Source organism: Kangiella sediminilitoris (assembly GCF_001708405.1).
GTDB lineage: Bacteria > Pseudomonadota > Gammaproteobacteria > Enterobacterales > Kangiellaceae > Kangiella > Kangiella sediminilitoris.
This window is the reverse complement of the sequence record NZ_CP012418.1, coordinates 1,325,825-1,350,146: the sequence shown is the minus strand read 5'-3', so window position 1 is coordinate 1,350,146 and position 24,322 is coordinate 1,325,825. Positions and strand designations below refer to the sequence as shown.

General features: G+C 43.9%; 24 protein-coding genes. 16 read left to right on the top strand and 8 right to left on the bottom strand.

All coding sequences use genetic code 11. From position 1 onward, the window contains the following. Nucleotides 1-265 precede the first annotated feature (265 nt). Together KS2013_RS06215 and KS2013_RS11845 are read left to right on the top strand one after the other, a co-directional pair. Nucleotides 266-2,326: a S9 family peptidase gene (locus KS2013_RS06215; protein ID WP_068991238.1), complete on the top strand. Its 2,061-nt coding sequence runs from the start codon at nt 266-268 to the stop codon at nt 2,324-2,326. 76 nt (nt 2,327-2,402) lie between these two features. Beyond that, nucleotides 2,403-2,786, top strand: a complete 384-nt coding sequence (locus KS2013_RS11845; protein ID WP_071890143.1) for an ACT domain-containing protein — start codon at nt 2,403-2,405, stop codon at nt 2,784-2,786. Here the strand turns inward: KS2013_RS11845 and KS2013_RS06210 are convergent. Beyond that, entirely contained in the window at nt 2,695-3,486 is a 792-nt protein-coding gene (locus KS2013_RS06210) for an alpha/beta fold hydrolase (RefSeq protein ID WP_068991235.1), read from the bottom strand. The genes KS2013_RS11845 and KS2013_RS06210 overlap by 92 nt on opposite strands. Nucleotides 3,487-3,670: 184 nt before the next feature. On the opposite strand from KS2013_RS06210, the gene KS2013_RS06205 reads away from it, so the two are divergent. Continuing rightward, nucleotides 3,671-4,153 (top strand): Lrp/AsnC family transcriptional regulator, encoded by a 483-nt coding sequence (locus tag KS2013_RS06205; RefSeq protein ID WP_068991232.1) that lies wholly within the window; start codon nt 3,671-3,673, stop codon nt 4,151-4,153. Between the two features lie 32 nt (nt 4,154-4,185). Continuing rightward, on the top strand, nt 4,186-5,394 hold the full coding sequence (gene megL, locus KS2013_RS06200; RefSeq protein WP_068991229.1) for a methionine gamma-lyase: 1,209 nt from the start codon (nt 4,186-4,188) through the stop codon (nt 5,392-5,394). A 70-nt stretch (nt 5,395-5,464) separates the two neighbouring features. Here megL and KS2013_RS06195 read toward each other — a convergent pair whose 3' ends face one another. Then, nucleotides 5,465-7,225, bottom strand: a complete 1,761-nt coding sequence (locus tag KS2013_RS06195) for a hypothetical protein (protein ID WP_068991224.1) — start codon at nt 7,223-7,225, stop codon at nt 5,465-5,467. A gap of 122 nt (nt 7,226-7,347) precedes the next feature. Here KS2013_RS06195 and KS2013_RS06190 point away from each other — a divergent pair, with 122 nt between their 5' ends. The 6 genes from KS2013_RS06190 (at nt 7,348) to arsJ (ending at nt 13,570) form a co-directional block, all read left to right on the top strand. Then, nucleotides 7,348-7,632 carry a DUF4404 family protein gene (locus KS2013_RS06190; RefSeq protein WP_068991221.1) on the top strand — a complete coding sequence of 95 codons (285 nt, stop codon included), beginning with the start codon at nt 7,348-7,350 and terminating at the stop codon, nt 7,630-7,632. A 156-nt stretch (nt 7,633-7,788) separates the two neighbouring features. Continuing rightward, complete coding sequence (locus KS2013_RS06185; RefSeq protein WP_068991218.1) at nt 7,789-8,562, top strand: DUF2884 family protein; 774 nt, start codon at nt 7,789-7,791, stop codon at nt 8,560-8,562. Nucleotides 8,563-8,654: 92 nt separating this feature from the next. Further along, the gene (locus KS2013_RS06180; RefSeq protein ID WP_068991215.1) at nt 8,655-10,781 is read left to right on the top strand and encodes an amidohydrolase family protein; all 2,127 of its coding nucleotides are present in this window, start codon (nt 8,655-8,657) and stop codon (nt 10,779-10,781) included. Nucleotides 10,782-10,965: 184 nt separating this feature from the next. Then, nucleotides 10,966-11,304, top strand: a complete 339-nt coding sequence (locus KS2013_RS06175) for a metalloregulator ArsR/SmtB family transcription factor (protein ID WP_068991212.1) — start codon at nt 10,966-10,968, stop codon at nt 11,302-11,304. Nucleotides 11,305-11,320: 16 nt separating this feature from the next. Next, a complete protein-coding gene (locus KS2013_RS06170; protein ID WP_068991209.1) occupies nt 11,321-12,331 on the top strand; it encodes an ArsJ-associated glyceraldehyde-3-phosphate dehydrogenase in 1,011 nt (336 codons plus the stop codon). Between the two features lie 3 nt (nt 12,332-12,334). Beyond that, nucleotides 12,335-13,570, top strand: a complete 1,236-nt coding sequence (arsJ, locus tag KS2013_RS06165; protein WP_068991206.1) for an organoarsenical effux MFS transporter ArsJ — start codon at nt 12,335-12,337, stop codon at nt 13,568-13,570. A gap of 58 nt (nt 13,571-13,628) precedes the next feature. Here arsJ and fdxA read toward each other — a convergent pair whose 3' ends face one another. After that, entirely contained in the window at nt 13,629-13,952 is a 324-nt protein-coding gene (gene fdxA, locus KS2013_RS06160) for a ferredoxin FdxA (RefSeq protein WP_068991203.1), read from the bottom strand. Between the two features lie 41 nt (nt 13,953-13,993). Then, nucleotides 13,994-16,609, bottom strand: coding sequence for a DNA mismatch repair protein MutS (mutS, locus tag KS2013_RS06155; RefSeq protein WP_228703635.1), 2,616 nt, complete (start codon nt 16,607-16,609; stop codon nt 13,994-13,996). A gap of 166 nt (nt 16,610-16,775) precedes the next feature. Between mutS and KS2013_RS06150 the strand changes: the two genes are divergently transcribed. Both KS2013_RS06150 and KS2013_RS06145 read left to right on the top strand, forming a co-directional pair. Continuing rightward, complete coding sequence (locus KS2013_RS06150) at nt 16,776-17,300, top strand: CinA family protein (protein WP_071890140.1); 525 nt, start codon at nt 16,776-16,778, stop codon at nt 17,298-17,300. Between the two features lie 93 nt (nt 17,301-17,393). Next, entirely contained in the window at nt 17,394-17,894 is a 501-nt protein-coding gene (locus KS2013_RS06145; protein ID WP_068991200.1) for a hypothetical protein, read from the top strand. 119 nt (nt 17,895-18,013) lie between these two features. Here KS2013_RS06145 and KS2013_RS06140 read toward each other — a convergent pair whose 3' ends face one another. Further along, nucleotides 18,014-18,397, bottom strand: a complete 384-nt coding sequence (locus KS2013_RS06140) for a MerR family transcriptional regulator (RefSeq protein WP_068991196.1) — start codon at nt 18,395-18,397, stop codon at nt 18,014-18,016. A 94-nt stretch (nt 18,398-18,491) separates the two neighbouring features. On the opposite strand from KS2013_RS06140, the gene KS2013_RS06135 reads away from it, so the two are divergent. After that, nucleotides 18,492-19,253 (top strand): MauE/DoxX family redox-associated membrane protein, encoded by a 762-nt coding sequence (locus KS2013_RS06135; protein ID WP_068991193.1) that lies wholly within the window; start codon nt 18,492-18,494, stop codon nt 19,251-19,253. 54 nt (nt 19,254-19,307) lie between these two features. Here KS2013_RS06135 and KS2013_RS12150 read toward each other — a convergent pair whose 3' ends face one another. From KS2013_RS12150 to KS2013_RS06125, 3 genes are all read right to left on the bottom strand, one after another. After that, on the bottom strand, nt 19,308-19,463 hold the full coding sequence (locus KS2013_RS12150; protein WP_071890137.1) for a DUF2256 domain-containing protein: 156 nt from the start codon (nt 19,461-19,463) through the stop codon (nt 19,308-19,310). Nucleotide 19,464: 1 nt separating this feature from the next. Continuing rightward, nucleotides 19,465-20,913, bottom strand: coding sequence for an FAD-binding domain-containing protein (locus KS2013_RS06130; protein WP_068991191.1), 1,449 nt, complete (start codon nt 20,911-20,913; stop codon nt 19,465-19,467). A gap of 82 nt (nt 20,914-20,995) precedes the next feature. After that, nucleotides 20,996-22,096 carry an alkane 1-monooxygenase gene (locus KS2013_RS06125; protein ID WP_068991188.1) on the bottom strand — a complete coding sequence of 367 codons (1,101 nt, stop codon included), beginning with the start codon at nt 22,094-22,096 and terminating at the stop codon, nt 20,996-20,998. 88 nt (nt 22,097-22,184) lie between these two features. On the opposite strand from KS2013_RS06125, the gene KS2013_RS06120 reads away from it, so the two are divergent. From KS2013_RS06120 to KS2013_RS06110, 3 genes are all read left to right on the top strand, one after another. Further along, nucleotides 22,185-22,544: a VOC family protein gene (locus KS2013_RS06120; protein WP_068991185.1), complete on the top strand. Its 360-nt coding sequence runs from the start codon at nt 22,185-22,187 to the stop codon at nt 22,542-22,544. A gap of 182 nt (nt 22,545-22,726) precedes the next feature. Continuing rightward, a complete protein-coding gene (gene recA / locus KS2013_RS06115) occupies nt 22,727-23,758 on the top strand; it encodes a recombinase RecA (RefSeq protein WP_068991180.1) in 1,032 nt (343 codons plus the stop codon). Nucleotides 23,759-23,779: 21 nt separating this feature from the next. After that, a complete protein-coding gene (locus KS2013_RS06110; protein WP_068991177.1) occupies nt 23,780-24,256 on the top strand; it encodes a regulatory protein RecX in 477 nt (158 codons plus the stop codon). The last annotated feature ends 66 nt before the right edge of the window (nt 24,257-24,322 follow it).

Sequence of the window (24,322 nt, the reverse complement as noted above, 5' to 3'; positions counted from 1 at the left end):
AAAAGCCCCCAAAATGGGGGCTTGAAATTGCGTCTCAAAATGAGAAGGAGTTATTTTGAGATGCGAGTGTACGGTTAGGGGGTAAGATAACCGTTACACTCTATGAAGTACTTTAAATGACACTTTTCTCTTTGGCTATTGGCTAATTGTAACAGTTTGTAACAATCCTGAGTTACATTTACCTATCTATAACTATAGTTCGCCTAGATCTGCCAGGCGTTTTTTAATATGCTTACTAGCAAATTCTGACAGTAAAGAGATTACAATGAAAAAAATCCTACTTTTCATAGGGTTGGCGATTTTTTCTTCAACAGCTACTATTTCGTCTATGGCTGCTGATAAAAAAGGGCTGACACTTGAAGATATAGCAAAAATTGAATCAGTTAACTCCGTAAATGTTTCTCCTGATGGCAAATGGATTGCTTATACTCAAAGCAATAAGCGTGAGCCATATGTAGATGATGACGGTCCTGCGTGGTCAGAGCTATACGTTAAGCCTGTGGGTGGTGAAGCAAAGCCTTTTATCACCGGTAAGGTGAATATCGCCTCGGTTCACTGGTCAAAAGACAGTAAGCGTATTTATTATATAGCCATGCGAAATGATGATACTTTCGCCGGTATATACAGTATTGCCGTTGACGGCGGAGAGTCACAAAAAGTGGTAGGCGTAAAAAGCAATATTTCTACCTATACTCTGAATAAGGCAGGTGACAAGCTTGTTTTTGTGGCACCTGAAGAGCAACCAGAACACACTGAGAAATTAGTCCAAAAAGGCTTTCAGGCTAAGGTTTATGAAGAAGACATCAAGAATACCCATGCCTGGCTATATCCACTGAGTGAGGATGATGCGAAGCCTGCAAAGATTGATATTGAAGGCAGCGTTCTGAGCGCTCAATTCAGTCCGGTCAATGACCAGCTCCTAATCCAAACGTCTCCTACACCACTCATTGATGATATTTACATGAAGAAGACGCTTCAAATCATTGAGTTAGATGGCGATGTTGTTACTGAATTTAAAACTGAAGGAAAGCAGGGCAAAGCTATCTGGTCAACTGACGGCAAAGATGTAGCATTCCTGGGAGCTAATGATTACAACGATCCAACGGCCGGTGCGGTATATGTTGGTAATGTTGATAGCGGTGATATTTTCAAAAAAGTAAAAAACACTGATAGCCACGTCATGGATATTGCATGGCATGACGATGATTTGATTTACATCGAGCACAAGGGACTGGAAAGCAGAGTGGTGAAATCAGCAGTAAAGCGTCGAATTGCGGATCGTGTTGTGGTTGATTATGGTCAAGCCATTCAACGTGGAATGAGCGTTGCCAATAATGGTGCCATCTATGTTCTTGCCGATACGGCTAAACATCCTCGAGAACTGTTTGCAGTGACAGCGGCAGGAATGCAGCGTCTTACTAACTCTAACCCATGGCTTGATGATGTTGAGCTGGCTAAACAGGAGGCGTTCGAGTACGAAGCTCGTGACGGACTCAAAATTCAGGGGGTTTTGGTATACCCACTGGATTATGACGACGATGACCGTTACCCAATGATTGCTTACATCCATGGTGGTCCTGAAGCTCACCGCTCAAATGGCTGGAATACTGGTTACTCTTCACCAATTCAGGCAATGTCAGCTCAAGGCTACTTTGCTTTTATTCCAAACTATCGAGGAAGCACGGGTAGAGGTGATGAGTTCGCGCGTCTTGACCAGAATGCATATGCAGATCCAGAGTTTACAGATATCCTGGACGGTAAATTGGCCTTGGTTGAAAAAGGGATGGTGGACTCAGATAAAGTAGGTATTACTGGTGGCTCCTATGGCGGTTATGCTACAGCATGGTCGGCGACAAAGCTTTCTGAGCACTATGCTGCGGCGGTTATGTTCGTTGGCATTTCTAACCAGCTATCAAAGTTCGGTACTACCGATATACCAAATGAGATGCATGCAGTTCATGCTCGTGCATGGCCATGGGATGATTATCAGTGGATGCTTGAAACTAGTCCTATTTATCACGTCAAAAATGCTAATACTCCGTTATTGATTATGCATGGTGATTCAGACACTCGCGTTCACCCATCACAGTCTATGGAGCTATACCGTTACGTAAAAACACTGGGACAGGCTCCTGTTCGATTAGTGCTGTACCCTGGTGAAGGTCATGGTAATAAAAAAGCTGCGGGGCAATACGATTACTCTTTGCGTATGGAGCGCTGGATGAATCATTACCTCAAAGGTGATGGTGGTGAACCACCTGCATATGACCTAAATCACGAAGAAAAGCTTGAAGAGGAAAAGGGCGAGGAAGGTTCTAAAGATTAGTCCGGACCTCTCTTTTAAAGTGATAATGATAGTCCTGCAACTTGCCTGAGTTGCAGGATTTTTTTTGGAGGCTGTTATGAGTATAAGTGATTTATCCGTTCTCTTATCCGATCTTAAACCTGAGCTCATACCGGGTAACTATGTATTTTGCTTCACTAAGAATAGTATTCCTACAGGTATTTCACCGTTAGGAACCTTTAAGGAGCCTGAAGGATTAACAGTAATTTGTCGGAAGGAAGAGGCCGACGTGGCTGGGCTCAGCTATAGCCTGGTTATGAGGCTAATTACTTTGAAGGTGCATTCAAGCTTAAGTGCGGTTGGTATGACAGCAGCTATCACTAAAATATTAACTGAAGCAGATATTAGTGCTAACGTTGTTGCGGCTTATCATCACGATCATATTTTTGTTCCTTCTGAGAGGGCTGAAGAAGCTCTCCATCTGTTAACAAAGGTGACTTAAGTCCCTCTGATTGCTGTTCTTTTACCAGATCAAATATTGATATTTTCGGGCTGGGACGGAAGAAGTTACCGGAAGCAAGAAAGTTAGCTATATGATTTTTAACGCTGGTTTTATTCATGATGAATGTGTGGCCGTGAGGGACTTTAATCATTTCTGTCATTTCGGGTAATTTAGCTCCTTCAACTGAAACCTTACCGTCATGAGCGTATTGAAATACATGATTAAACCAGGGATCTGAGGATTTTATTCCGGCAATGATTCCAACTTCAGTTTTGAGGGGTTTCATATCCCTCAAAAGTCGATTGTTGGTTTGTTGTAACTGTTGTCCTGGTACTCCGGTTATCCATTTATACCAAAACTTCTCCTGATACCGTTCGGCTACCTCTGAACCTTGATTAGGTGGCGCTAACATCACCACTCGACCAAGTTTTTTTATTTGATGATTAGACAGGAAATAACGCACAAGCAGTCCACCTAAGCTATGAGTTACAAAGTGGACTTTGGATATATTCTCGTGGGCAAGAGTTGCAAGTGCTGAATTTATATAATGCACAGCAGACCTCTCTACGTTAGCCACAGTAGAAGGATAGCTACGGTTATAGGTAATGTAGCCCTTTGATTTTAAAAAGGTTTCGAGCTTTCTCATTGAGCGATGGGTTCTTCCCATACCGTGAATGAGTATAACTGCTTCTTTTTGCAAGAAATTTCCTGTGATAGGTTGATTTATCTGGTCTGAGTTCAGTCTATCAGCTTGCTATTATTCGTTAAAGGTTAAGTTGCAATAAAGTATTGTTAATTTAATTAAGTAATTAGTCGATAATTAGTTACATTGTTCTTATTTATGATACATTTAGGCTAATAATCTTCTTTTTTGTGGGGGTGAGATGATAAAATCATCACAAGGTACGCTAGATACTGTCGATAAAAAGATTTTAAATCTTTTACAACTGGAAGGACGTTTGAGTAACTCCGAGTTGGCTAAACGAATAAACTTATCACCTCCGGCAACGCACGCTCGTGTGAAACGTCTGGAGCAAGAAGGTTTCATTCATCAGTATGCGGCTTTGGTTGATAGGCATAGGCTGGGTTTTGATAACTTATGCTTTGTTGAGTTCAGTCTGCAGCTCCATAACTCGGAACAAATCCAGACAGTACTGGCTACAGTTAAATCATGGCCTGAGGTATTGGAATGTCATAACGTGACCGGCGAGTATGACTATTTGCTTAAAGTCGCTGTTCGCAATACCCAGTCTTTAGAAAGCTTTGTCTCCGAGAAAATGATACCACTTGAGGGTGTTGCTCGAATTCATACAAGCCTCGTGCTAAAAGAAGTAAAAACAACGACGGCTATCATACTCGAAGACTAAGCTTATATTCATTATAAGTGAGGTTTGTAAGTATGAGTTCTTCTAAAAGTCATTTTAATAATATTGAAACCCGGGCAATTCATGCAGGAAGAGTGGGTGACCCTAGCTTTGGTTCCCTCGCTACACCAATACACCAAACTTCTACCTTTATCTTTGACAATGTGCAGCAAGGTGCAAATCGATTTGCTGGTGAAGAGCAAGGCTATATTTACAGTCGTTTAGGAAACCCAACGGTTCGTGAACTTGAGCAAAAAATGGCTGCTCTTGAAAATACCGAAGATGCCGCAGCGTTTGGCTCAGGCATGGGAGCTGTATCAGCAACGCTTTTGGCTAACCTGAAACAAGGCGATCATCTTGTTGCTTCTTCGGCGCTATATGGATGTAGTTTTGCATTAATTAACCATAAATTTGCCGATTTTGGTATTGAAGTAACGTTTGTCGATATTACCGATTTGTCGGAAGTAGAAGATGCAGTCAAAGAGAATACAAAACTTATTTATTTTGAAACACCGATCAATCCAAATATGGTTTGCGCGGATATGGAAGGTATCAATCAAATTGCTAAAAAGCATGATTTATTAACGGTCATGGATAACACCTTTATGTCTCCGGTCCTTCAGCAACCTAGCGACTTTGGAATGGATTTAATTATTCACAGTGCTACTAAGTATCTTAATGGACATGGTGACGTCATTGGTGGGATTGTATGTGGTTCGGCCGAGCAAATCGAGCATATTAAGATGACCACGCAGAAGGATATGGGCGCAACTATGAGCCCAAATGATGCATGGTTAATCTGTCGTGGGCTTAAAACATTATCCGTACGTGTCGAGCGACATTGTGACAACGCTGAAAAACTGGCGGACTACCTGAGCGCTCACCCTGATATTGAAGCCGTTTATTATCCGGGGCTTAAAAGTCACCCTGCGAATCATTTGATTGGTAAGCAGATGAAAAGAGCTGGTGGAGTCATTGCATTTGAAGTCAGTGGTGGATTCGATGATGCGGTGCGCTTTATGAATCAGCTTGAGCTTTGTCATATCGCTGTTAGTTTAGGTGACGCTGAAACTTTAATTCAGCATCCAGCTTCGATGACGCACTCCACCTATACTCCTGAGGAAAGAGCAGAGGCAGGCATCAGTGAAACATTAATTCGTATTTCTGTAGGCCTGGAACATGCCGATGATATTATTGGTGACCTCGAGCAGGCGTTGCAAAAGATGAAAATTAAAGTCGCTTAATAATTAACTCATGAAATAAAAAGCCCAGCTAATTGCTGGGCTTTTTTATTGAGCAAGATACTATTGTAACTTATTTAGCGTGGAACTTGCTTTCAGTTACGATACCAGAATCTTTAATATCGAAAGTACCTTTGATTGTACCGTCTGCTTTCTTAAGTTCAGCGAAAACTTCTTTTTGCTCTTCTAGCATAGTTTTGCTCTCACCATTCGCTTCTTCTGCTGCTGAAGCCATGGCTTGCTCCATGAGAGACATATACTTTTTGAAGTCCATAGTGAAGCTCATTAAGCCATTTTTCTCCATGCTGTCATTGCTGGTAAGTTTACCTGCAAGTGCATCAGTGTTACCCATCATCATGATTAGATCATGGCCACGAAGAGCAATTTTAGTTTCAGAGCCCATTCCCATTGGCAATGTCTGAGGTTCGCCGCCATCTTCTAACTTCAGCTGAGCTAGCTCAGGAGCATACATGCCTAGAGACTGTAGAAGGTTTTGTGGCTTTTCTGCAGTAATCGTTACCATGACTTGGCTGTTTTGCATAAATGCCATTGGGTTGCTATCAACGTTAGAAAGAGCACTTTCGTCCATTTCAACAACACTGAAACCTGCGCCTTTAATGCCAGCAACCATACCTGACATCATGCCAAGCATCATCGGATTAGACTGACGCAAGCCTGCTTGCATTTCAGCTAGAGGAGGGCATGAGAAATCTTCTTTGGTTAAACCTTCCCATACAGTTGTAATCACAGGAACGATTTGATCCATATCTAAACCTAGACCAAAGCTCATAACATAATCTTGATTAGAAATGTTGTTAGAGATGTGGCCACGAAGCTTTCCTAATGTGTCCATTAATTCAAGGTTAGTGCCTTTCAGGACCATTTTGTAGCTTGCGTTGCTGTCATCAAACTCAGTGTAACCAGCTGAAAGTAGAGGCCAGTTTTTAGTAAGTCCTGTTAGCTCTGTATTACATGCTTCTGTTTGGATGTCAGCCATTTCGTTAGCTGCACCATATGCACCCATCAAATCTTGAAGGCCTTTACCGAAAGAGTTTGCAGTTGGCTTAGTAATGCCATCCACAATAGCAAGGTTATCAAGCATAAAAATTGAGTATCCTAAGTAACCATTATCAGAAGCAACTTCGTTTAATGCACCACCATCAAGGATATTCGTAGTAGGCTTTTCACTTAGAGTAACCTGCAAATCTTTTGCGTCATCCAAAAGAGTGTTAACTGTGATAATCGCCTGGTTGTCGTGACTCGCGATGATTAGCTGGAAAGGAACTTCTTCAGCGCCGTCATTCATGCTGTATTCGCGGTATTCAACACCATTTACGGTGTTAACTGTTGGCTTAACATTCTGATCTGTTTCGATGTTTTCAAGCGCCTTTGTGAACGCATCAGTGCCATCAAGTTCAAAACGAATAACTGGTAATGCGCCTACTGTATAGAAAGCCATGTTAAGTTCATTGCGGAAGCCTAACTCTTTAATTGACTTTGCTTTTACAGCGCTAAGGTATTTTCCGTACAAGCTAACTAACATACGAGCAGCGTCAGGTGCGTTTTCAATGTCAGCCTGAATTTCTTCAAAGCCTGAGCCCATCATTGCTGATGTATCGAAGCCCATTTTCGTGCTCATTTCTAGCGCTTTAGTGAACTCCATAGGTTCTACGCTGCCTGCAAAAAGAACTGTGTCCGCTGGGACATATTCAAGAACAGGGTTATCAGACGGTAATGCACCGCCAGTTAGACCATCGATCTTGCCCCCTTTATAAAAATAAATCCCTGCTGCAATAGCAACTGCTATTACGATAATAATGAGTAGTTTTTTCATAATAATCCTTCTGTATAGTTGTGATAACAGCACGAATTATATGTGATCAAAGTGATTAGACCAATGAATTTTATGTTTCTTTAGCCTAGAATGGGTAAAAAAATGTTTCAGAGGTAATAGTTATGACAAATACGGATAATACGAATATGGCATTAACATCTAAAATTAATGATTTGGTTCAACTAATTGAATCTGAAAAAGAATTTAACGACACGGAGAGAGAAGCTCTGGCTCGTTTGGAATTATTGATTGAAGCTCGACTATTTCAGCAAGATGCTGAAGAGAATCCAGAGGAATACTTATTAGAGCGCTTCCAGGAGCGTCTGTATAACTTTGAACGAGAATACCCCTCATTGAGCAGTTTTATAAGAAGGATTTCTAATAGCCTGAGCAATATCGGCGTTTAAGCGCTGTATATAAAGCGTTATAGAGAGGTTCGGCTTTGGCCGCATTTACATTTTGTTACTCTATAGCGCTTCTTTTCACATTAATTAACTAAACCTTTTTAGGGAATTCCCTCATCTTATAAGTGTACCAACAGTTATTTGATAAAGGAGTTCTCTATGATTCAGTCTATAAAATCTACAGTAATCGCCGTTGGAATGGTGTTTACCGCATCCACTGCGTCTGCATATTCCAATGATGTTACGTGTAATGCCGATTTCGCTTATGATATTGAAATTAAGGGCGATAAACTGACATTTTCCAGTGAAGACCAGCAAAAAGTATTAATAACCAGTAACGACAGCCTTTACCTTGATGGTGAAAAGCAAATTCTATCACCGCAGCAGCTAACCCTTTTACAGCAATACAATGAGCAGGTTCGGGACTTACTGCCGGCAGCATCAGGCGTTGCTGAAGAGGCGAGCGCTATAGCGATTGAAGCCGTTGGTATGATTACGGCTGCTCTGATGCAGGATCAGCCTGAAAAAGCTGAAGAGTTTATGGCTAAAGTTGAAACTATTTCTTCAGATCTGAGAAAACATATTAGCCAAAATCATTTTCGTCCCAAAGGTTTGGAAAGCTACCTGGAGAGCTCAGATTTTGAAGCTGAGTTTGAAGCTTTGATTGAGACAGCGGTGACAGACTTTGTTGAAGGTCATGTCGGTGAAATGATCGTAGCTGCAATGAGTGGCAACGAGGAAAAGGTTAAAGCCTTTGAGCAAAGAATGGAAGCTTTTGGTAAAGAAATGGAAGCTACCATGGAAGCAAGGGCAGAAAAGCTTGAACAGCAGGCAGAAGAATTATGTATGCTAGTTCAGAAGGTGGATCAAAAAGAAGCTGACTTGGTCAAAGCATTTGACAAATTTGATAGCTATCAGCTAATCACCGATTAGACAATATAAAGTGAACTAAGCCCAGCCTGATGCTGGGCTTTTATCGTATTTACTGGTAAAACATAAACTTCATCAAACAAAGGACTACAGGTATGAGAAAACAAATAACCATTTCTGCGATTGCCATAAGTGTGATGCTGGCAGTATCCGGCTGCAGCGATGACAGTGAATCCCAAAAAACACCTGAGCAGCTAGAACAGACAAATAATCAACAGCAAGTGTCTAACGATAAAGCTGATGATACTCAGGAGAGTAAAGCAGAAAAAAATGTTGTGGAGCCAGCCGTTACCTACAATATTTACAATAAGGAAGATCAGGCTGGCTTTGTAGAAGTAGAGCAGGATGGAAATACTATAAAGGCTCATATGGAACTGGGTTGGAATAACCGACGAGTTAACATTGATGAAACAACTGTCGTTGGTGAAAGTGGCTATATAATCAGTCAGGAAATTAAAGGGATTTCCGCTTTTGGTGCTCCGATTGAAGAGTCTTTTAGTATGAAGGACGGTAGCGCTCAATGGAAAAGTCTTAATGAGCAGGGAAGTGCCGAAGTAGATTCTGCAAAATTTTATATAGCCAGTGATGGAACTGGTATTTCACAGAGCCTACTAGTTAAACGACTGCTAGAAGCAGAGGATGGAAAAGTAGAGCTTTTACCCAGCGGCACAGCCTCTTTAATTGAGCTGGAAACAGTTACTTTAACTCAGGGAGAGGAAGAGAAAACAGTTCGTCTACTTGGCGTAGTTGGTTTGGGTTTTACCCCTGAATTTGGCTGGTACGATGAAGATAACAATTTCTTTGCCACCGACAGTGGTGGCTGGTTTGGCGTAATAGCTAAAGGCTGGGGACGCAGCAACCTTGAGAAACTTCAAAAGCTTCAAAAAGACGCTGAAAACCAGTATCTGACAGACTTAGCCAAAAAGTTAACTCATACCTCTGAGAAACCTATTCTGGTCACAAACGCCAATTATGTTGATGTTGAAAGTGGTGAGCTAGTTGAGAATCAATCAATTCTGGTTGAGGATGGAAAGATTTCAAAAATTGGCGACATCGAAGCAAGTGATAATTACACCTTGGTGGATGCCAAGGGCAAGACAGTCATTCCTGGGCTCTGGGATATGCATGGCCATCTAACTAAGTCGAATGGTTTGCTGAACATTCCAGCCGGTGTTACTAACGTTCGTGATATGGGTAATACCCATGACAATATTACCGCTATCGATGAACTCAGTCGTGGTGGCGATATTATCGGTGGCGACGTTTATCGTGCTGGGTTTATGGATCGTGAAAGCCCCTATGCCATGAAGATGGGTAAGACCGTGAGCTCTCTTGAAGAAGCCAAAGCTGCAGTCGACTGGTATGCTGATCGTGGTTATATACAGATCAAAACATACAGTTCGATGGAGCCTGAGTGGGTTAAGCCTTTAGCAGAGCATGTGCATAGCAAAGGGTTACGTTTGAGTGGTCACATTCCTGCCTTCATGACAGCGGAGGAAGCTGTGGATGCTGGCTTTGACGAAATTCAGCATATCAATATGTTATTCCTAAACTTCCTGGGTAAGGGTGTCGATACTCGTAAACGATTACGTTTTTCTTTAGTTGGTGAAAAAGCCGGTGAGCTGGACCTGGATAGTAAAGAAGTTAATGACTTCATTGCTAAGTTAAAGGAGAAGGGTATTGAGGTTGACGCTACTGTATCGACTTTTAACAGCCTGTTCCGTAAATCAGGAGTTGTTGATCCGGAAATCGCACCAGTGTACGAACACTTGCCAGCTAACGTTGCTCGTGGCTACACGAAACCTGTTATGGACATTAGTTCTGAAGAGCGTGATGCCTATGATGCTTCAATTAAAGCGATGTCTGCCATGGTTAAAAAGCTTCATGACAACGGTGTTCCAGTCGTACCAGGTACCGATGCAATCGCTGGTTTTACACTGCATCGTGAGTTGGAGCTGTATGCTGATGCCGGTATCTCTAACGCCGATGTTTTAAAGCTAGCCACCATAGGCTCTGCAAAGGTAGTGGGTAATGAAGAAAACGTTGGCTCGATAACTGAAGGAAAGCAGGCTGATCTGGTCTTTGTGGATGGCAATCCTTTGGAAGACATGAGCGATCTACGTCAGATTGCATTAGTGATTAAGGGACAGCGTCTATACAAACCAGATGAAATCTATGAGTCAATTGGTGTAAAACCATTTACATCTTCCATTGATTTCTAATCGGTTGCTATCGTAGAGTGCTGCAAAAGCTTGCAGCACTCTTTTCTATTTCTTCCTTCCCTCTTTACTTCTAGTTTTGACAGCGTCATCAACTATTCCACTTAAGTTTAACTTTACTAAGTAAAGCTCTTTATATATGGTTATGCGTATATTCATATGTTGAGATGCAGGTTTGTAATATTTCATGATTAATCCTACTCAATTCTTTAAATCCTTATCCGATGAGACTCGGCTTAAGACACTTCTTCTCATTGTTAAAGAAGAGGAGCTTTGCGTCTGTGAGTTAACTGAAGCAATTGATGAGTCACAGCCAAAGGTATCGCGTCATTTAGCTCAGTTGAAGAATCAGGGTATATTGGCTACACGCAGACAAAGCCAGTGGGTGTATTATCGGTTGAGTGAGGATTTGCCAGAGTGGGCTTTATCTGTGCTGTTTACCACGTTAGACGCCCAGATATCCTTTATACAGCCTTATCTCGATAATCTTTCTAATATGGACGATCGTCCAAATTGTTGTAATTAGTTTTCAGGAGACGCTGATGTCTATTAAAGTTGGTATTAATGGTTTCGGGCGCATGGGAAGATTAACCATGCGAGCGCTTTGGGGCGCGCCCGGTATGGAAGTTGTTCAGATTAATGACCCAGCCGGCGACGCTAAAACCTTTGCTCATCTACTTAACTTCGATTCTGTTCATGGCCGTTGGGGTTATGAAGCAGAGGAAACGAATGGCCAGATTATTATTGATGATGCCACTATTTCATTCAGCCAGAACCGAACAATAGCTGATACCGATTGGTCGGGTTGCGACCTGGTGATTGAAGCATCCGGTAAATTTAAAACTCAGGAAGAACTGAATGAGTATTTAAGTCAGGGTGTAAAACGTGTCGTGGTTACTGCTCCGGTAAAAGAAGAGGGCGTTTTGAACGTTGTCATGGGGGTAAACCATGATTTATACGACAAAGAGCGATACCCAATAGTCACCGCCGCTTCCTGCACGACCAACTGCTTAGCACCTGCGGTTAAAGTAATACATGAAAACCTCGGTATTAAGCATGGCAGTATGACCACGATCCATGACATTACCAACACACAGACCATTTTGGATGGTGCGCATAAAGATCTTCGCCGTGCCCGTGCCTGTGGCATGAATCTGATACCGACCACTACCGGTTCGGCGACAGCAATTACTCATATCTTCCCAGAGCTAAAAGGTAAGCTTAATGGCCACGCGGTTCGCGTTCCTTTGGCTAATGCTTCTATTACTGACTGTGTGTTTGAAGTCGAAGAAGAAACCACCGAAGAAGAGGTCAATGCACTGTTCAAAGCGGCCGCCGAAGGCGAGCTCAAAGATATTCTGGGTTATGAAGAACGACCTTTAGTATCGGTTGATTATAAAACGGACCCACGTTCGACCATAGTCGATGCCTTATCGACTATGGTGGTGAATGGCACACAGGTTAAGTTATATCTGTGGTATGACAATGAATGGGGTTACGCCAATCGTACCGCCGAGCTGGTTAAGTTAGTTGTCGAAAAGGGCGTAGACTAGTTTATGTCGTTTATATCGGATTCACTGCGTAATCTGTCTGAAGAGGTGCGTCAGTACATTATTGTTACTGGTAACTATTGGGCGTTTACCCTGACTGACGGTGCGCTCAGAATGCTGGTGGTATTACACTTCCACCAGCTTGGCTACAGTCCTCTGCAAATCGCCATGCTGTTTCTGTTTTATGAATTTTTCGGTGTGGTTACCAATCTTATTGGTGGCTGGCTTGGCGCGCGCCTTGGGCTTAATAAAACCATGAACATAGGACTCATGTTACAGGTTGTTGCCCTGAGCCTACTCTTAGTACCTAGTGCCTTATTGACCGTACCCTGGGTGATGTCGGCACAGGCTCTTTCAGGGATTGCAAAAGATCTGAACAAGATGAGCGCCAAGAGCGCCATTAAAACATTGGTCGCAAAAGGCGAGGACAATAAGCTCTACCGTTGGGTGGCATTACTGACCGGATCGAAAAACACGCTAAAAGGCGTTGGCTTTTTTATGGGCGGGTTGTTGCTGGCCGTTATGGGCTTCCAGGGTGCTATCCTTTTCATGGCCAGTATGCTGCTTTTGGTGTGGATATTCAGTCTTATAAGGCTCAAAAAAAATCTAGGTAGAAGTAAGTCCAAACCGAAGTTTTCTCACCTGTTCTCAAAAAGTGCGTCGATAAACTATTTGTCTGCCGCCAGAATGTTTTTATTCGGTTCGCGTGATGTCTGGTTTGTGGTTGCCTTACCGGTGTATCTATCCAGTCAGTTTAACTGGTCACATACATTTGTTGGTGGCTTCCTGGCTTTATGGATTATCGGCTATGGCGTTATACAAACCCTCGCCCCAAAAATAACTGGGCGCGAACAAGGCCACGTTCCCAGCGGCTTTACGGCTTTTGCCTGGGCCATGATCCTGGCATTGATTCCAGCAGCGATTGCGGCCGGTCTATACTTCAATTTATCTCCTGAAGTGTCTTTGATAGCCGGGCTGCTAATTTTCGGTATCATTTTCGCCATCAACTCGTCACTACACAGTTTCCTGATCGTACAAATGGCGACAGATGACGGCGTGTCTTTGGACGTTGGATTTTATTATATGGCTAACGCCATGGGACGTTTGATTGGCACAGTTTTGTCGGGCTGGGTTTATCAGGCCTATGGTCTGGTGATGTGTCTAGTTATCTCCACCGTATTTGTTGTTTTAGCCGCGGTGCTATCGCTTTTGATTCCAAAACATCATGCTGTGAGTGAGTAGTAAAGTAGGTACGGATAGGCGATACAAAAAAGCCCTCTGCTGAGGGCTCTTTACTTAACTATTTTTCCAGCAGTTCGAACTTGCCTTCTTTGCCATCCCATTCGGCCGCGTCCGGTAGCGGATCCTTTTGCTCCGTGATGTTAGGCCATTCTTCAGATAGCTCAGCGTTGAGCTCAATGAAGTGCTCTTGGCCTGCTGGCACATCATCTTCTTCGTATATCGCTTCTGCTGGGCATTCAGGTTCGCATAATGCACAGTCAATACACTCATCAGGGTTGATCACCAGAAAGTTCGGCCCTTCGTAAAAGCAGTCCACCGGACAGACTTCAACGCAGTCAGTGTATTTACATTTGATGCAGTTTTCGGTTACTACGAACGCCATGAATGTCTCCTAAATCTTCTTTGGTTTTGCTAACCGCAGCGTTATTTTAGCGATTCTTTTAACTTATACAATAGTTCGAGCGCTTCACGTGGCGATAAATCATCCGGTGATATGCTTTCCAGAAGTTCCAGAGCTTCGCTTGATACTTCATCGTTTGTATCTGCTTCCTCCAGTAAATCAAGCTGCGGCATCACTTCTTCGTTACCGCTACCATCGGACTCATGAGTACCATGCTGCTCGAAGTAGTGCAGTAATGCTTTAGCATTCTGGATGACAGCTTTAGGTAATCCAGCCAGCTGGGCAACCTGAATACCATAACTTTGATTTGCATGGCCTTCAGCAATCTGGTGTGAAAAGACTAGCTTGGTAGAGCCGGACTGTTTTGATTCATACTCGGTGGCCCCAAAGTGAACATTGGCGCAAGCGTCCCATTCCTGAATTTGCTGGGTCAGCTCGAAGTAGTGAGTGGCGAACAAGGTAAGAGAGTTGAGCTTCTCATGAATATAGCGCATGGTTGCTGATGCCAGTGCTAAACCATCAAAGGTACTGGTACCGCGGCCAATTTCGTCCAGCAGGACCAGGCTGTTTGCCGTGGCGTTATTCAGAATATTAGCCGTTTCAGACATTTCTACCATAAAGGTAGAGCGACCGCTGGCGAGATCATCTGATGCACCGATTCGAGTAAAGATTCTATCGACAGGACCAATATTCGTACTGTCAGCTGGGACAAACGAGCCAGTGTAGGCCAGCAATGTGATCAGCGCTGCCTGACGCATGTAAGTGGATTTACCGCCCATGTTGGGGCCGGTAATAATTAAAGAGCGTCTGTTCGGGGACAGCTCCAGATCATTGGGTATAAACGGCTCCTTGCTATGGAACTCTACGACCGGGTGTCGCCCTGCGGTAATTTTAATACCTGGCTGCTCAGAAAAGTCGGGCTTGGCGAAGTTCAGGTTCTCAGCGCGCTCGGCGAAGCAGGCAAGCACATCCAGTTCGGCAATAGCCGCTGCTGTTTGCTGAATACTCGGCACAAATTCCTGGAGTTCAGTAATGAGTCCGTCATAAAGCTTTTTCTCAAGACTAAGCGCCCGGGTTTTACTGCTGAGTACTTTCTCTTCGTACTCTTTAAGCTCTGGCGTGATAAAACGCTCGGCATTTTTCAGAGTCTGGCGACGAACGTATTCGGCAGGAGCCTGGTCGCTTTGTGCTCGTGAAATCTCAATATAGAAACCATGCACCTTGTTATAGCCGACCTTCAGCGTATTGATGCCCGAGCGTTCTTTCTCGCGTTGCTCCAGTTGCAGCATAAAGTCGCTGGCGTCGTTGGCCAGATTACGCAGTTCATCCAGTTCGCTATGGTAGCCTTCAGCAATAACACCACCGTCACGAATCACCATGGGCGGTTGCTCAATAATGGCTCTGTTCAAGAGTTCCTGAACTGGCGGTAACGGCTCAATCGAGTCGGTTAAGGGCAGAGAAACCTGATGCTGTTTTAGATAATCTTTGATCTCGGCTGACTTGGTTAAACCCACCTCCAGGCGTTTTAAGTCTCTAGGGTTGGCGCTACCCAGAGCAAGTCGCGTTACGATACGCTCGATATCAGCAATTTCATTAAGGTGTGACTGTAAGTCGCTGTAAACTAAGTCTTGTTTTAGTGCTGATACGGCTTGAAGACGTTTTTCAACCGATGTTTTTTTGCTCAACGGGCTGTGCAGCCAACGCTTCAGTAGTCGTCCACCCATCACCGTTTGCGTACTGTTCATCACTTCGAACAGCGTATTATGAGACTGGCCCTGAATATTCTCAGTTAGCTCCAGATTTTTTCGTGTTGCGGGATCAAGTACCAAGTGGTCCGCATCCGACAGGCGTTGCAACATACGGATATGCGGCAGGGCATTCAGCTGGGTTTTCTTGGCATATTCTAAAACCACACCAGCCGCTGATACGGCTAAGCGGTAGTCCTCACAGCCAAAGGACGACAAGCTATTAACTTTGAAATGTTGGAGCAGCTTGTCGTGGTTCTGCTCATAATCATACTCCCAGTCTGGTTGCCATTGAATGGAGCTTTTGACTAACTGGCTTAAGTTCTGCTGATTATCGGCGAGTATTAGTTCCGCGGGCTTAACGCGATGTAACTCGGCCTGCAATGCCAGCTCATTATCGAACTCGGATAACCAGAAACGACCACTGGCCATATCCAGACAGGCGAGGCCGTAGTGATTATTCTTTTTATAGACTGAGGCAAGAATGTTTTCAGAGAGAGCGTCTAACAGGTTTTCATCATAAAGCGTTCCGGGTGTTACGATACGAACGACTTTTCGCTCGACTGGGCCTTTACTGGTCGCCGGGTCGCCGACCTGTTCGCAGATAGCCACTGATTCACCCAGCTTAACGATTCGAGCGAGGTAAGAGTCCACCGCATGAAACGGCACACCCGCCATTGGAATTGGTTCGCCCGCCGAAGAGCCACGTTTCGTTAGAGTGATGTCTAATAGTTCGGCAGCACGTTTGGCATCATCGTAAAACAATTCATAGAAATCACCCATACGATAAAACAGTAGATAATCCTTATGGTCCTGCTTTAGACGCCAGTACTGACGCATCATCGGAGTGTGGTGTTGTAGTGCTTCGTCGTTAATAATTTCCGCTTTAGACATGCTTATTGTTATCAGTAGCTTTTCGGTTGAATGATGAGTTAAGAGCAATGACCATTGCCATTAAGCTCATGAGCGCCTATTCTTAGTGCTGAAAAGAGCCAAGTTTTACTACGCTCAAACTAAGCCCATAGCTTAACGGATTTCGATCAAAAGAGGTAGATTAAGATTGCCCAATTCCAGAAAAAATACAGGGACTTCTGTCTTAGAAAGTGACTTAGAAAGCTTATTAAAAGAGCTATCTAACTTATTAATAAAAAAAGATTTAATGCTGGTCACGGCTGAGTCTTGCACCGGTGGCTTAATTGCAGCATCCTGTACCGAAATCCCCGGCAGCTCACAGTGGTTTGATCGCGGTTATGTCACTTACACTAACCAGGCGAAACACGATATGCTCGACGTTCCGCTGGAGTTGATAGAAAAACATGGGGCTGTTTCAAAAGAAGTGGTAGAAGCCATGGCTCTTGGTGCTTTCCAAAAGTCAGGCGGTAAAAATCGAATCGCCATATCGGTTAGCGGTATCGCCGGTCCCGACGGCGGAACCCCAGAGAAGCCTGTGGGAACTGTCTGGGTTGGGTTTGCCGATGACAAAGGTGTCGAAAGCAAGCTACTACAGCTTGAAGGCTCAAGAGCTGATATTCGTCAACAAACGGTAGAATATTCTGTAGGGTGGATATTGACCCATCTTGAGTAGATATTATATGGTGCGTCACGACGCAGTTTCTGCCCCCTGTGGAGCTCCACGTTTACTAACCTTAATGGAATCTTAAAATTAATTGGAATGTTTATGAAAAGATCATTATTTTTACTTTTTCTCGCATGTTCACTTCCAGTTTCTGCATATGCAATTGGCAAAAAAGTTACTGTGGGTTACATAAATTTATTAATACTAGAGACGGCTGAAGCATTAGAGAACAAGGTAGAGCCTGGTGGCGTTGTTATGAAGTCATTTAGATTAAAGCCTGGAAGTATTTTAATGGTTAGAGTCGCTCCAAAAGAACAAAAACTAAACCTTAATCAGCGTGAAATGTTCAGAGAACAGTTTTCTGCACAACTAAAAAGCCGAGATGGAGTTACAAATTTTAAATCTGAAGTATTGAATATTGATGGTTGTGCCGTTGATTATTACTTATATGAGGAGATATCCGACTTGGGGACTGGTTATGCAAGTGACTATGTGACTTGGTGTGATGGGCGAATGGGTCTTATTTCTTTTGCGGACATGAATAAGCACACTTTCAAAGTATATAATAGGCTTATTCAGGAAATGGAGCTTATTGCCGAGTAATGAGTACTCCATGAATAGAATAGTAATAAAAAATAAGACTCAGGATCACTTGACCAAAAGCTGGTCATTCATTTTTATGTTTAATTTTGGTTCCACAGTAGGTAAAGAGCAAAGTTAATTCAAACCTCAAACGCCTTTAAAATCGCGCAAGGTTTATTTTGTCCTCTAGACTCACATTGGTGGAACAGGTTTTTCAGGCGGTCTCTGGCTTGTTGCATTTCTTCGATCTTGTCATCGAGTTCTTTAATCCTGGCGCTGGCGAGTTCCTGAGCGCGCTGATGGTCATGGCTGGTATCCAGCGCTAATAGCTCTTTAATTTCGTTAAGGGTGAATCCCGCTTTCTGTGCTTCCTTAATAAACTTCAGTCGTCGTAGATCCTCTTCGCTGTATTTCCTAAAGCCTTCGGTTTTACTTGGAACATTGATGAGCTCTTTGCGCTGGTAATAGCGTACTGTTTCTACGCCTATGTTGGCTGCTTTTGCCAGTTTTCCAATGGTTAGCATGGTTTCTACCTCTCGTTAAACAGAATGCCTTGACTCTGTACCATGGTACAGAGTTTATAGTGGCATCATCACTTGAATCAAGGAGTACTTTTTTATGAGTGCGACTAACAAGAAAAAAGCTACGCTATACCGTATGTCTACAGACAAACATACCTGTCCCTTTGGTTTAAAGTCTAAGGATTTATTAAAGCGCGAAGGTTATGAGGTGGAGGACCGTATCTTAGCGAACCGTGAAGAAACGGATGCTTTTAAGGAAAAGCATGACGTCAAAACCACACCGCAAACCTTTATAGGTGGTGAGCGGATAGGTGGTTATGAAGATTTACGAAAACACCTGGGTAAAAAAGTTAAGGACCCCAATAAAAAGACCTATCGCCCGGTGATAGTGCTATTTGTGATGGCTGCTTTGACCGCAATGGCAGCGAGTTTCGCCAGTTCGGGACATGAGCTGGGTAATGCTTTTACCGTGCAAACAATTGAGTGGTTTGTCAGTTTCGCCATGGTATTACTTGCGATGTTGAAGCTGCAGGACGTCGAGAAGTTTTCCACCATGTTCTTAAACTATGATCTGCTAGCAAAACGTTGGGTGCCTTACGGCTATGTGTATCCTTTTGCCGAAGGGCTGGCGGGTGTCTTAATGGTTTCCGGTGCATTAACCTGGCTATCAGCTCCCATAGCGCTGTTTATCGGTACGATTGGCGCGGTATCCGTCTTTAAAGCGGTGTATATCGATAAACGTGAGCTGAAGTGTGCCTGTGTTGGTGGTGGTAATAACGTACCGCTGGGTTTTATATCGCTTACTGAGAACTTGATGATGATCGCTATGGGACTCTATATGGGTAGTAAGTTGTTCTAGATGGTCAGACAGGCTGGGGGTTTAAGCCCAGCCTTTATTCTGCTGTCTTGATTATCAATTGTTTACCGTGGTTAACTGGTTTCGATTCCGCCGACATCGCTCAGAACAATAGACAACATCTTCCCAACAGTTCTTCCATTTCTTCCGCCAATTAAAAGGCCGCTGGCATACTGGGCAGGTTTTTGAGGGCAAGTGTGACTTCTTATGCATGTTAATCCTGTCTTGGTCTGACATGACGTTTAAGAATTCTAGCGGATTCTTTTTTGACGTCGTCGCGTTTGCGATAGCCCCACAGCAGATCACGAACCTGTTTGCCTGACTCTTTTAAATCGACGATAGGAGCAGGGTAGTCGATATCATAGAGCTGCTGCTCCATGGGTGTGATAAGCCAGGGCTCATGAATCACATCATTGTCCAGTTTGAAAAGTTCCGGGCACCATTGTCGAATAAAGTCACCGTCGGGATCATGCTCCTTAGACTGTTTAATGGGGTTGTACATTCGGATGGTGTTGATGCCAGTAACCCCGGCCTGCATCTGAATCTGTGGGTAATGGATACCGGGCTCGAAGTCCAAAAAGAGTTGAGCCAGATAATGACCAACCCAGCGCCAGTCGATAAGCAGGTAATGACAGGCAAAACTGACCAGCATGGCACGCATTCGGAAGTTGATATAGCCGGTGTATCGCAAACAGCGCATGCAGGCATCAACCAGTGGGTAACCGGTTTTGCCCTGTCGCCACGCATTGAAATCATCCTTGGCCGACTGGTCATAGCGATAGGGAAAATCTTCGTAGCCACGATTAAGCGTTCGAAACTCCATGTCGGTTTCACTCTCGAATTTCTGAATAAAGTGACAATGCCAATGAAGTCGTGATGACAAGGCCGACAGAGAGCGTCTCCAGCCCTGACGTGACCAGTTAGCTAATAGCTCCTGATACACTTCGCGTAGGCTAAGATTTCCCCAGGCGAGGTAGGGTGAAAGCCTTGAGCAGTGTTCTCGGCTGGCCTTAGGTTTCGAAATAAACTTGTTGTAGCTTTTGCCTCGTTGGTCGAAGAAGTCCTCTAGAACGGATTTTGCAACCGTTGGCCCACCAGGCTGAAATGAAGTATTGGCTTCCTCCCATGCACTGGAATCTATGTGGGCTATAGGTAGTTCGTTGTTATACCAGCGTGGCTTTAGCAGTTCTGGAGTGGCAACGGGCGCACGCATGACTTTTTTCCAATGTTTATCCCAGTCGTGTCGGCTGGTTGCCCCTCGAATGACGGCGCCATAGGCTGTTTCTGTCCATGGGATTTGCTGTTGCTGGCACCATGACTGGATATCTCGGTCGCGCTCAAAGGTTTTATTGATGCCGACTTCTTGATGTGAAAACAATCGCTTGATATTGACCTGCTGCTGGATAGAGCTCAATACGGCTTTGGCCTCTCCATAGGCGATATGAAGTTTTCCGCCAAGCTCCATGAGCTGCATTTGGATGTCCTGCAGGGATTCCCAGACAAAACGCCAGTGTCTTGGAGAATAGTGTTGATCCCCGATCAGCGATGGCTCAAAGATATAAAGTAGTAACAGGGGCTCATCCTGCTTACAGGCCAGGGCGAGCGGTTCATGATCGGTCAGTCGCAAGTCACGTTTTAACCAGACAAGATTAACGCTTTCCATCGGTTAGAAATAGTTATTAACATGGTTTCTAGCCTAATGAGTCAGGTGTGATTGAGATGTGAAGCTAGTTAGTTGTAATACTCTAACTGTAATACCGATCAATGATCGGATTCATCACCTTTTTCCATAAAGGCGGCACCAGTGCTAATAAAGTCATGGTGGCGTATCCCGCAGGCAGTTGTGGGCTATCCTCATGGTGGCGCAGTACTTGATAGCGTCGTTTAGGGTAGGCGTGATGATCGGAGTGTCGCTGCAGGTGAATTAGCAGAATGTTGGTCAGGAAAAAATTGGAGTTCCACGAGTGGTGGTGCGTAACATATTCATACTTGCCATTATCAAGCTTTGTACGCCGTAAGCCATAATGCTCAATATAATTAATGATTTCCAGCAGGGTAAATGCAACAAAGCTTTGCGCCAGGAAGAGTACTAAACCTATCCAGCCAAAGAAGACAAAAGAAAGCGCTGCCCATAATGCGCTGAGAGCATACCAGGTAAATAGTTCGTTTTTAAAACTCCATCGAGATAAGCCTTTTCTATTTAAACGAATCGACTCCAATTTCCATGCATTGGTAATGTTGTGCCAGTAAGCTCTGGGTAGGAAATGATAAATCGATTGGTTGTAATCAGCGGAGGAGGGATCCTCCGGTGTCGAAACATTGACGTGATGACCGCGCACATGTTCCACCTTAAAGCCGCCATAACAGACCAGACTCAGCAGAAGGCCTCCACAAAAGCGCTCAAACTTACTGTTCTTGTGGACCAGCTCATGTGCCACATTAATGGCAAGCACACCACTGACTATGCCAATATTCAGTATCCAGCCCAGTTTGCCCCAGTTGTTTAAACTGGCTTGGCTGACTTGAAAGAGCCCCACAATCATAACGGCGAACATCGCAGGAACCGTCAGTAAGGTTAGCCATTTGTAAAACGATTGGTTCGATACCTCAGAGCTTAGCTCTTCGGGCACGTTCAAGGACTCCTTGCCCAGCAACCAGTCGAGTATTGGAATAACACCAAAGAAAAACACCACAGCAAAGTAGGGAGCGACAGGTTCTGTGACCAGGTTTGCCTCTGCCAGCCACAAAGAAATAAAGGGAACTGCGGCTGAAATCAGGAAAAATGAATAGGCATATTTTTTCAGGGTAACGGCAAACGGAGTTTTCAATTTACTGATGGTATTCATAATGTAATCAAATAATAACGTATTTCCATTATTTATCGGAAGTGTGTAAATTGCAAAGAATGGAGCATTAAATTCAGTTGGGTGATGTATGGAAATTGGACAAATTGCGATAACGGTTTCTAACGTTGATTCCGCTTTATCTTTTTATCGTGATGCGCTGGGGCTGGAGTTTCTATTTGCACCAAGCGATGACCTAGCTTTTCTTCAGTCCGGTCAGACCCGAATCATGTTGACTTCCCCCCAGGGAGCAGGGCAGGTTGGTAAAAACTCGATTTTGTATTTCAATGCAGAAGATATTGAGTCGTGTTATAAAGATATACTATCCAAAGGTGGCAGCGGTGAGAGACAACCAGAACTCGCCGCTAAAATGCCTGATCACGAACTCTGGATTGGATTCCTTAAAGATCCGGATGGCAATCTGGTTGGCCTGATGGAAGAGAAAAGATAGCTCAACAACCTTCTTCAGCTTAAAAATCGTACAGTATTTTCCTATCATCAATAGCTTACCGCTATCGAGGGCATTTTCTTACTGTGGATCAAGAAATCACAGGTTACTTTTCCTAGCGGTTTGTGGAATAATCAGTCTAATTTTCTCATTCTTATAAACAATTCAGTCAGTAGGTAATTTTGATGGATGACAACAAAAAGAAGGCACTCGGTGCTGCTTTAGGCCAAATCGAGCGCCAATTTGGTAAAGGTTCTATTATGCGCCTTGGCGACGGTTCAGCAGCCAAAGGCATCGAAGCAATTTCAACAGGCTCACTGGGCTTGGATATTGCGCTGGGTATCGGCGGTTTCCCTAAGGGGCGTATTGCTGAAATCTATGGCCCAGAGTCTTCTGGTAAGACAACCCTGGCTTTGCAGGCTATTGCCAGCTGTCAGGCAGATGGTGGAACGGCTGCATTCGTCGACGCTGAACATGCATTAGATCCGATCTATGCTGAAAAGCTAGGCGTTAACCTTGATGAATTGATCGTCTCCCAGCCAGATACTGGTGAGCAGGCGCTTGAAATTACTGACATGCTAGTTCGTTCTGGTGCGGTTGATATCGTGGTTGTCGATTCGGTTGCAGCTTTAACACCTAAAGCTGAAATCGAAGGTGAAATGGGCGACTCGCATATGGGTCTTCAGGCTCGCTTGATGTCACAGGCGTTACGTAAGTTAACGGCTAACATCAAACGTTCTAATACCTTGTGTATCTTCATTAACCAGATTCGTATGAAGATAGGTGTTATGTTCGGTTCGCCAGAAACAACCACGGGTGGTAACGCGCTTAAATTCTACTCTTCGGTTCGTTTGGATATTCGTCGTATCGGCCAGATTAAGCAGGGTGATGAAATCATCGGTAACGAGACTCGTGTCAAAGTCGTTAAAAACAAAGTCGCGCCTCCGTTCAAGCAAACAGAGTTCCAAATTCTTTATGGAGAGGGTACTTCACTTGAAGGTGAGATACTGGACTGGGGTGTTAAAGAAGGCCTGGTCGAGAAATCTGGTGCCTGGTACTCATATCAGGGTAATAAGATTGGTCAAGGTAAACAGAACGTTATTCAGTTCTTGAAAGAAAATATCGAGATCAAAGAAGAAATTGAAAAGAGTCTTCGTGACAGCCTTCTAGTGACAGCTAAACCTCAAGAAGAGGTTGAAGCGTCGGAAGAAGCTTAATCACAGATATTTCTTTAGCCTATGGGGTTTAAGAAACCACCACGTGATTATAAAATCATCGCGATGGACTTATTAGCACGCCGGGAACATTCCCGGCGTGAGCTTATTGATAAGTTAAAACTGCGCGGCTTTGAAGGTGAGGAGGTCGAGGCCTATCTCGATCGTCTTGCCGAAAGAGGTTTGCAGAGCGATGATCGTTTTGTTGAAAGCTTTATCAGGCAACGTTCGCAAAATGGTTATGGTCCTTTAAGGGTTAAACAGGAATTACGGCAAAAAGGGATTGAAGATACAACCATCAACCACCATTTTGAAGTTATGGCGATTGATTGGCATCAGGTTGCTGTAGATGCCTGGCGAAAAAAGTATAATCGCGCGCCGGGGCCTGACATGAAGTTAAGGGCAAAGCAGACACGGTTTCTGCAGTATCGAGGCTTCGATTTCGATATGATCAATTATGCACTGTCATCGGATCCCGGTGATGATGAAGATTTTTATTAATAGATTACTTATTTATCAGTTAATTAAAAGTAAATAGTAAAGTAAAAGGTTAATATAAAGTGAGCA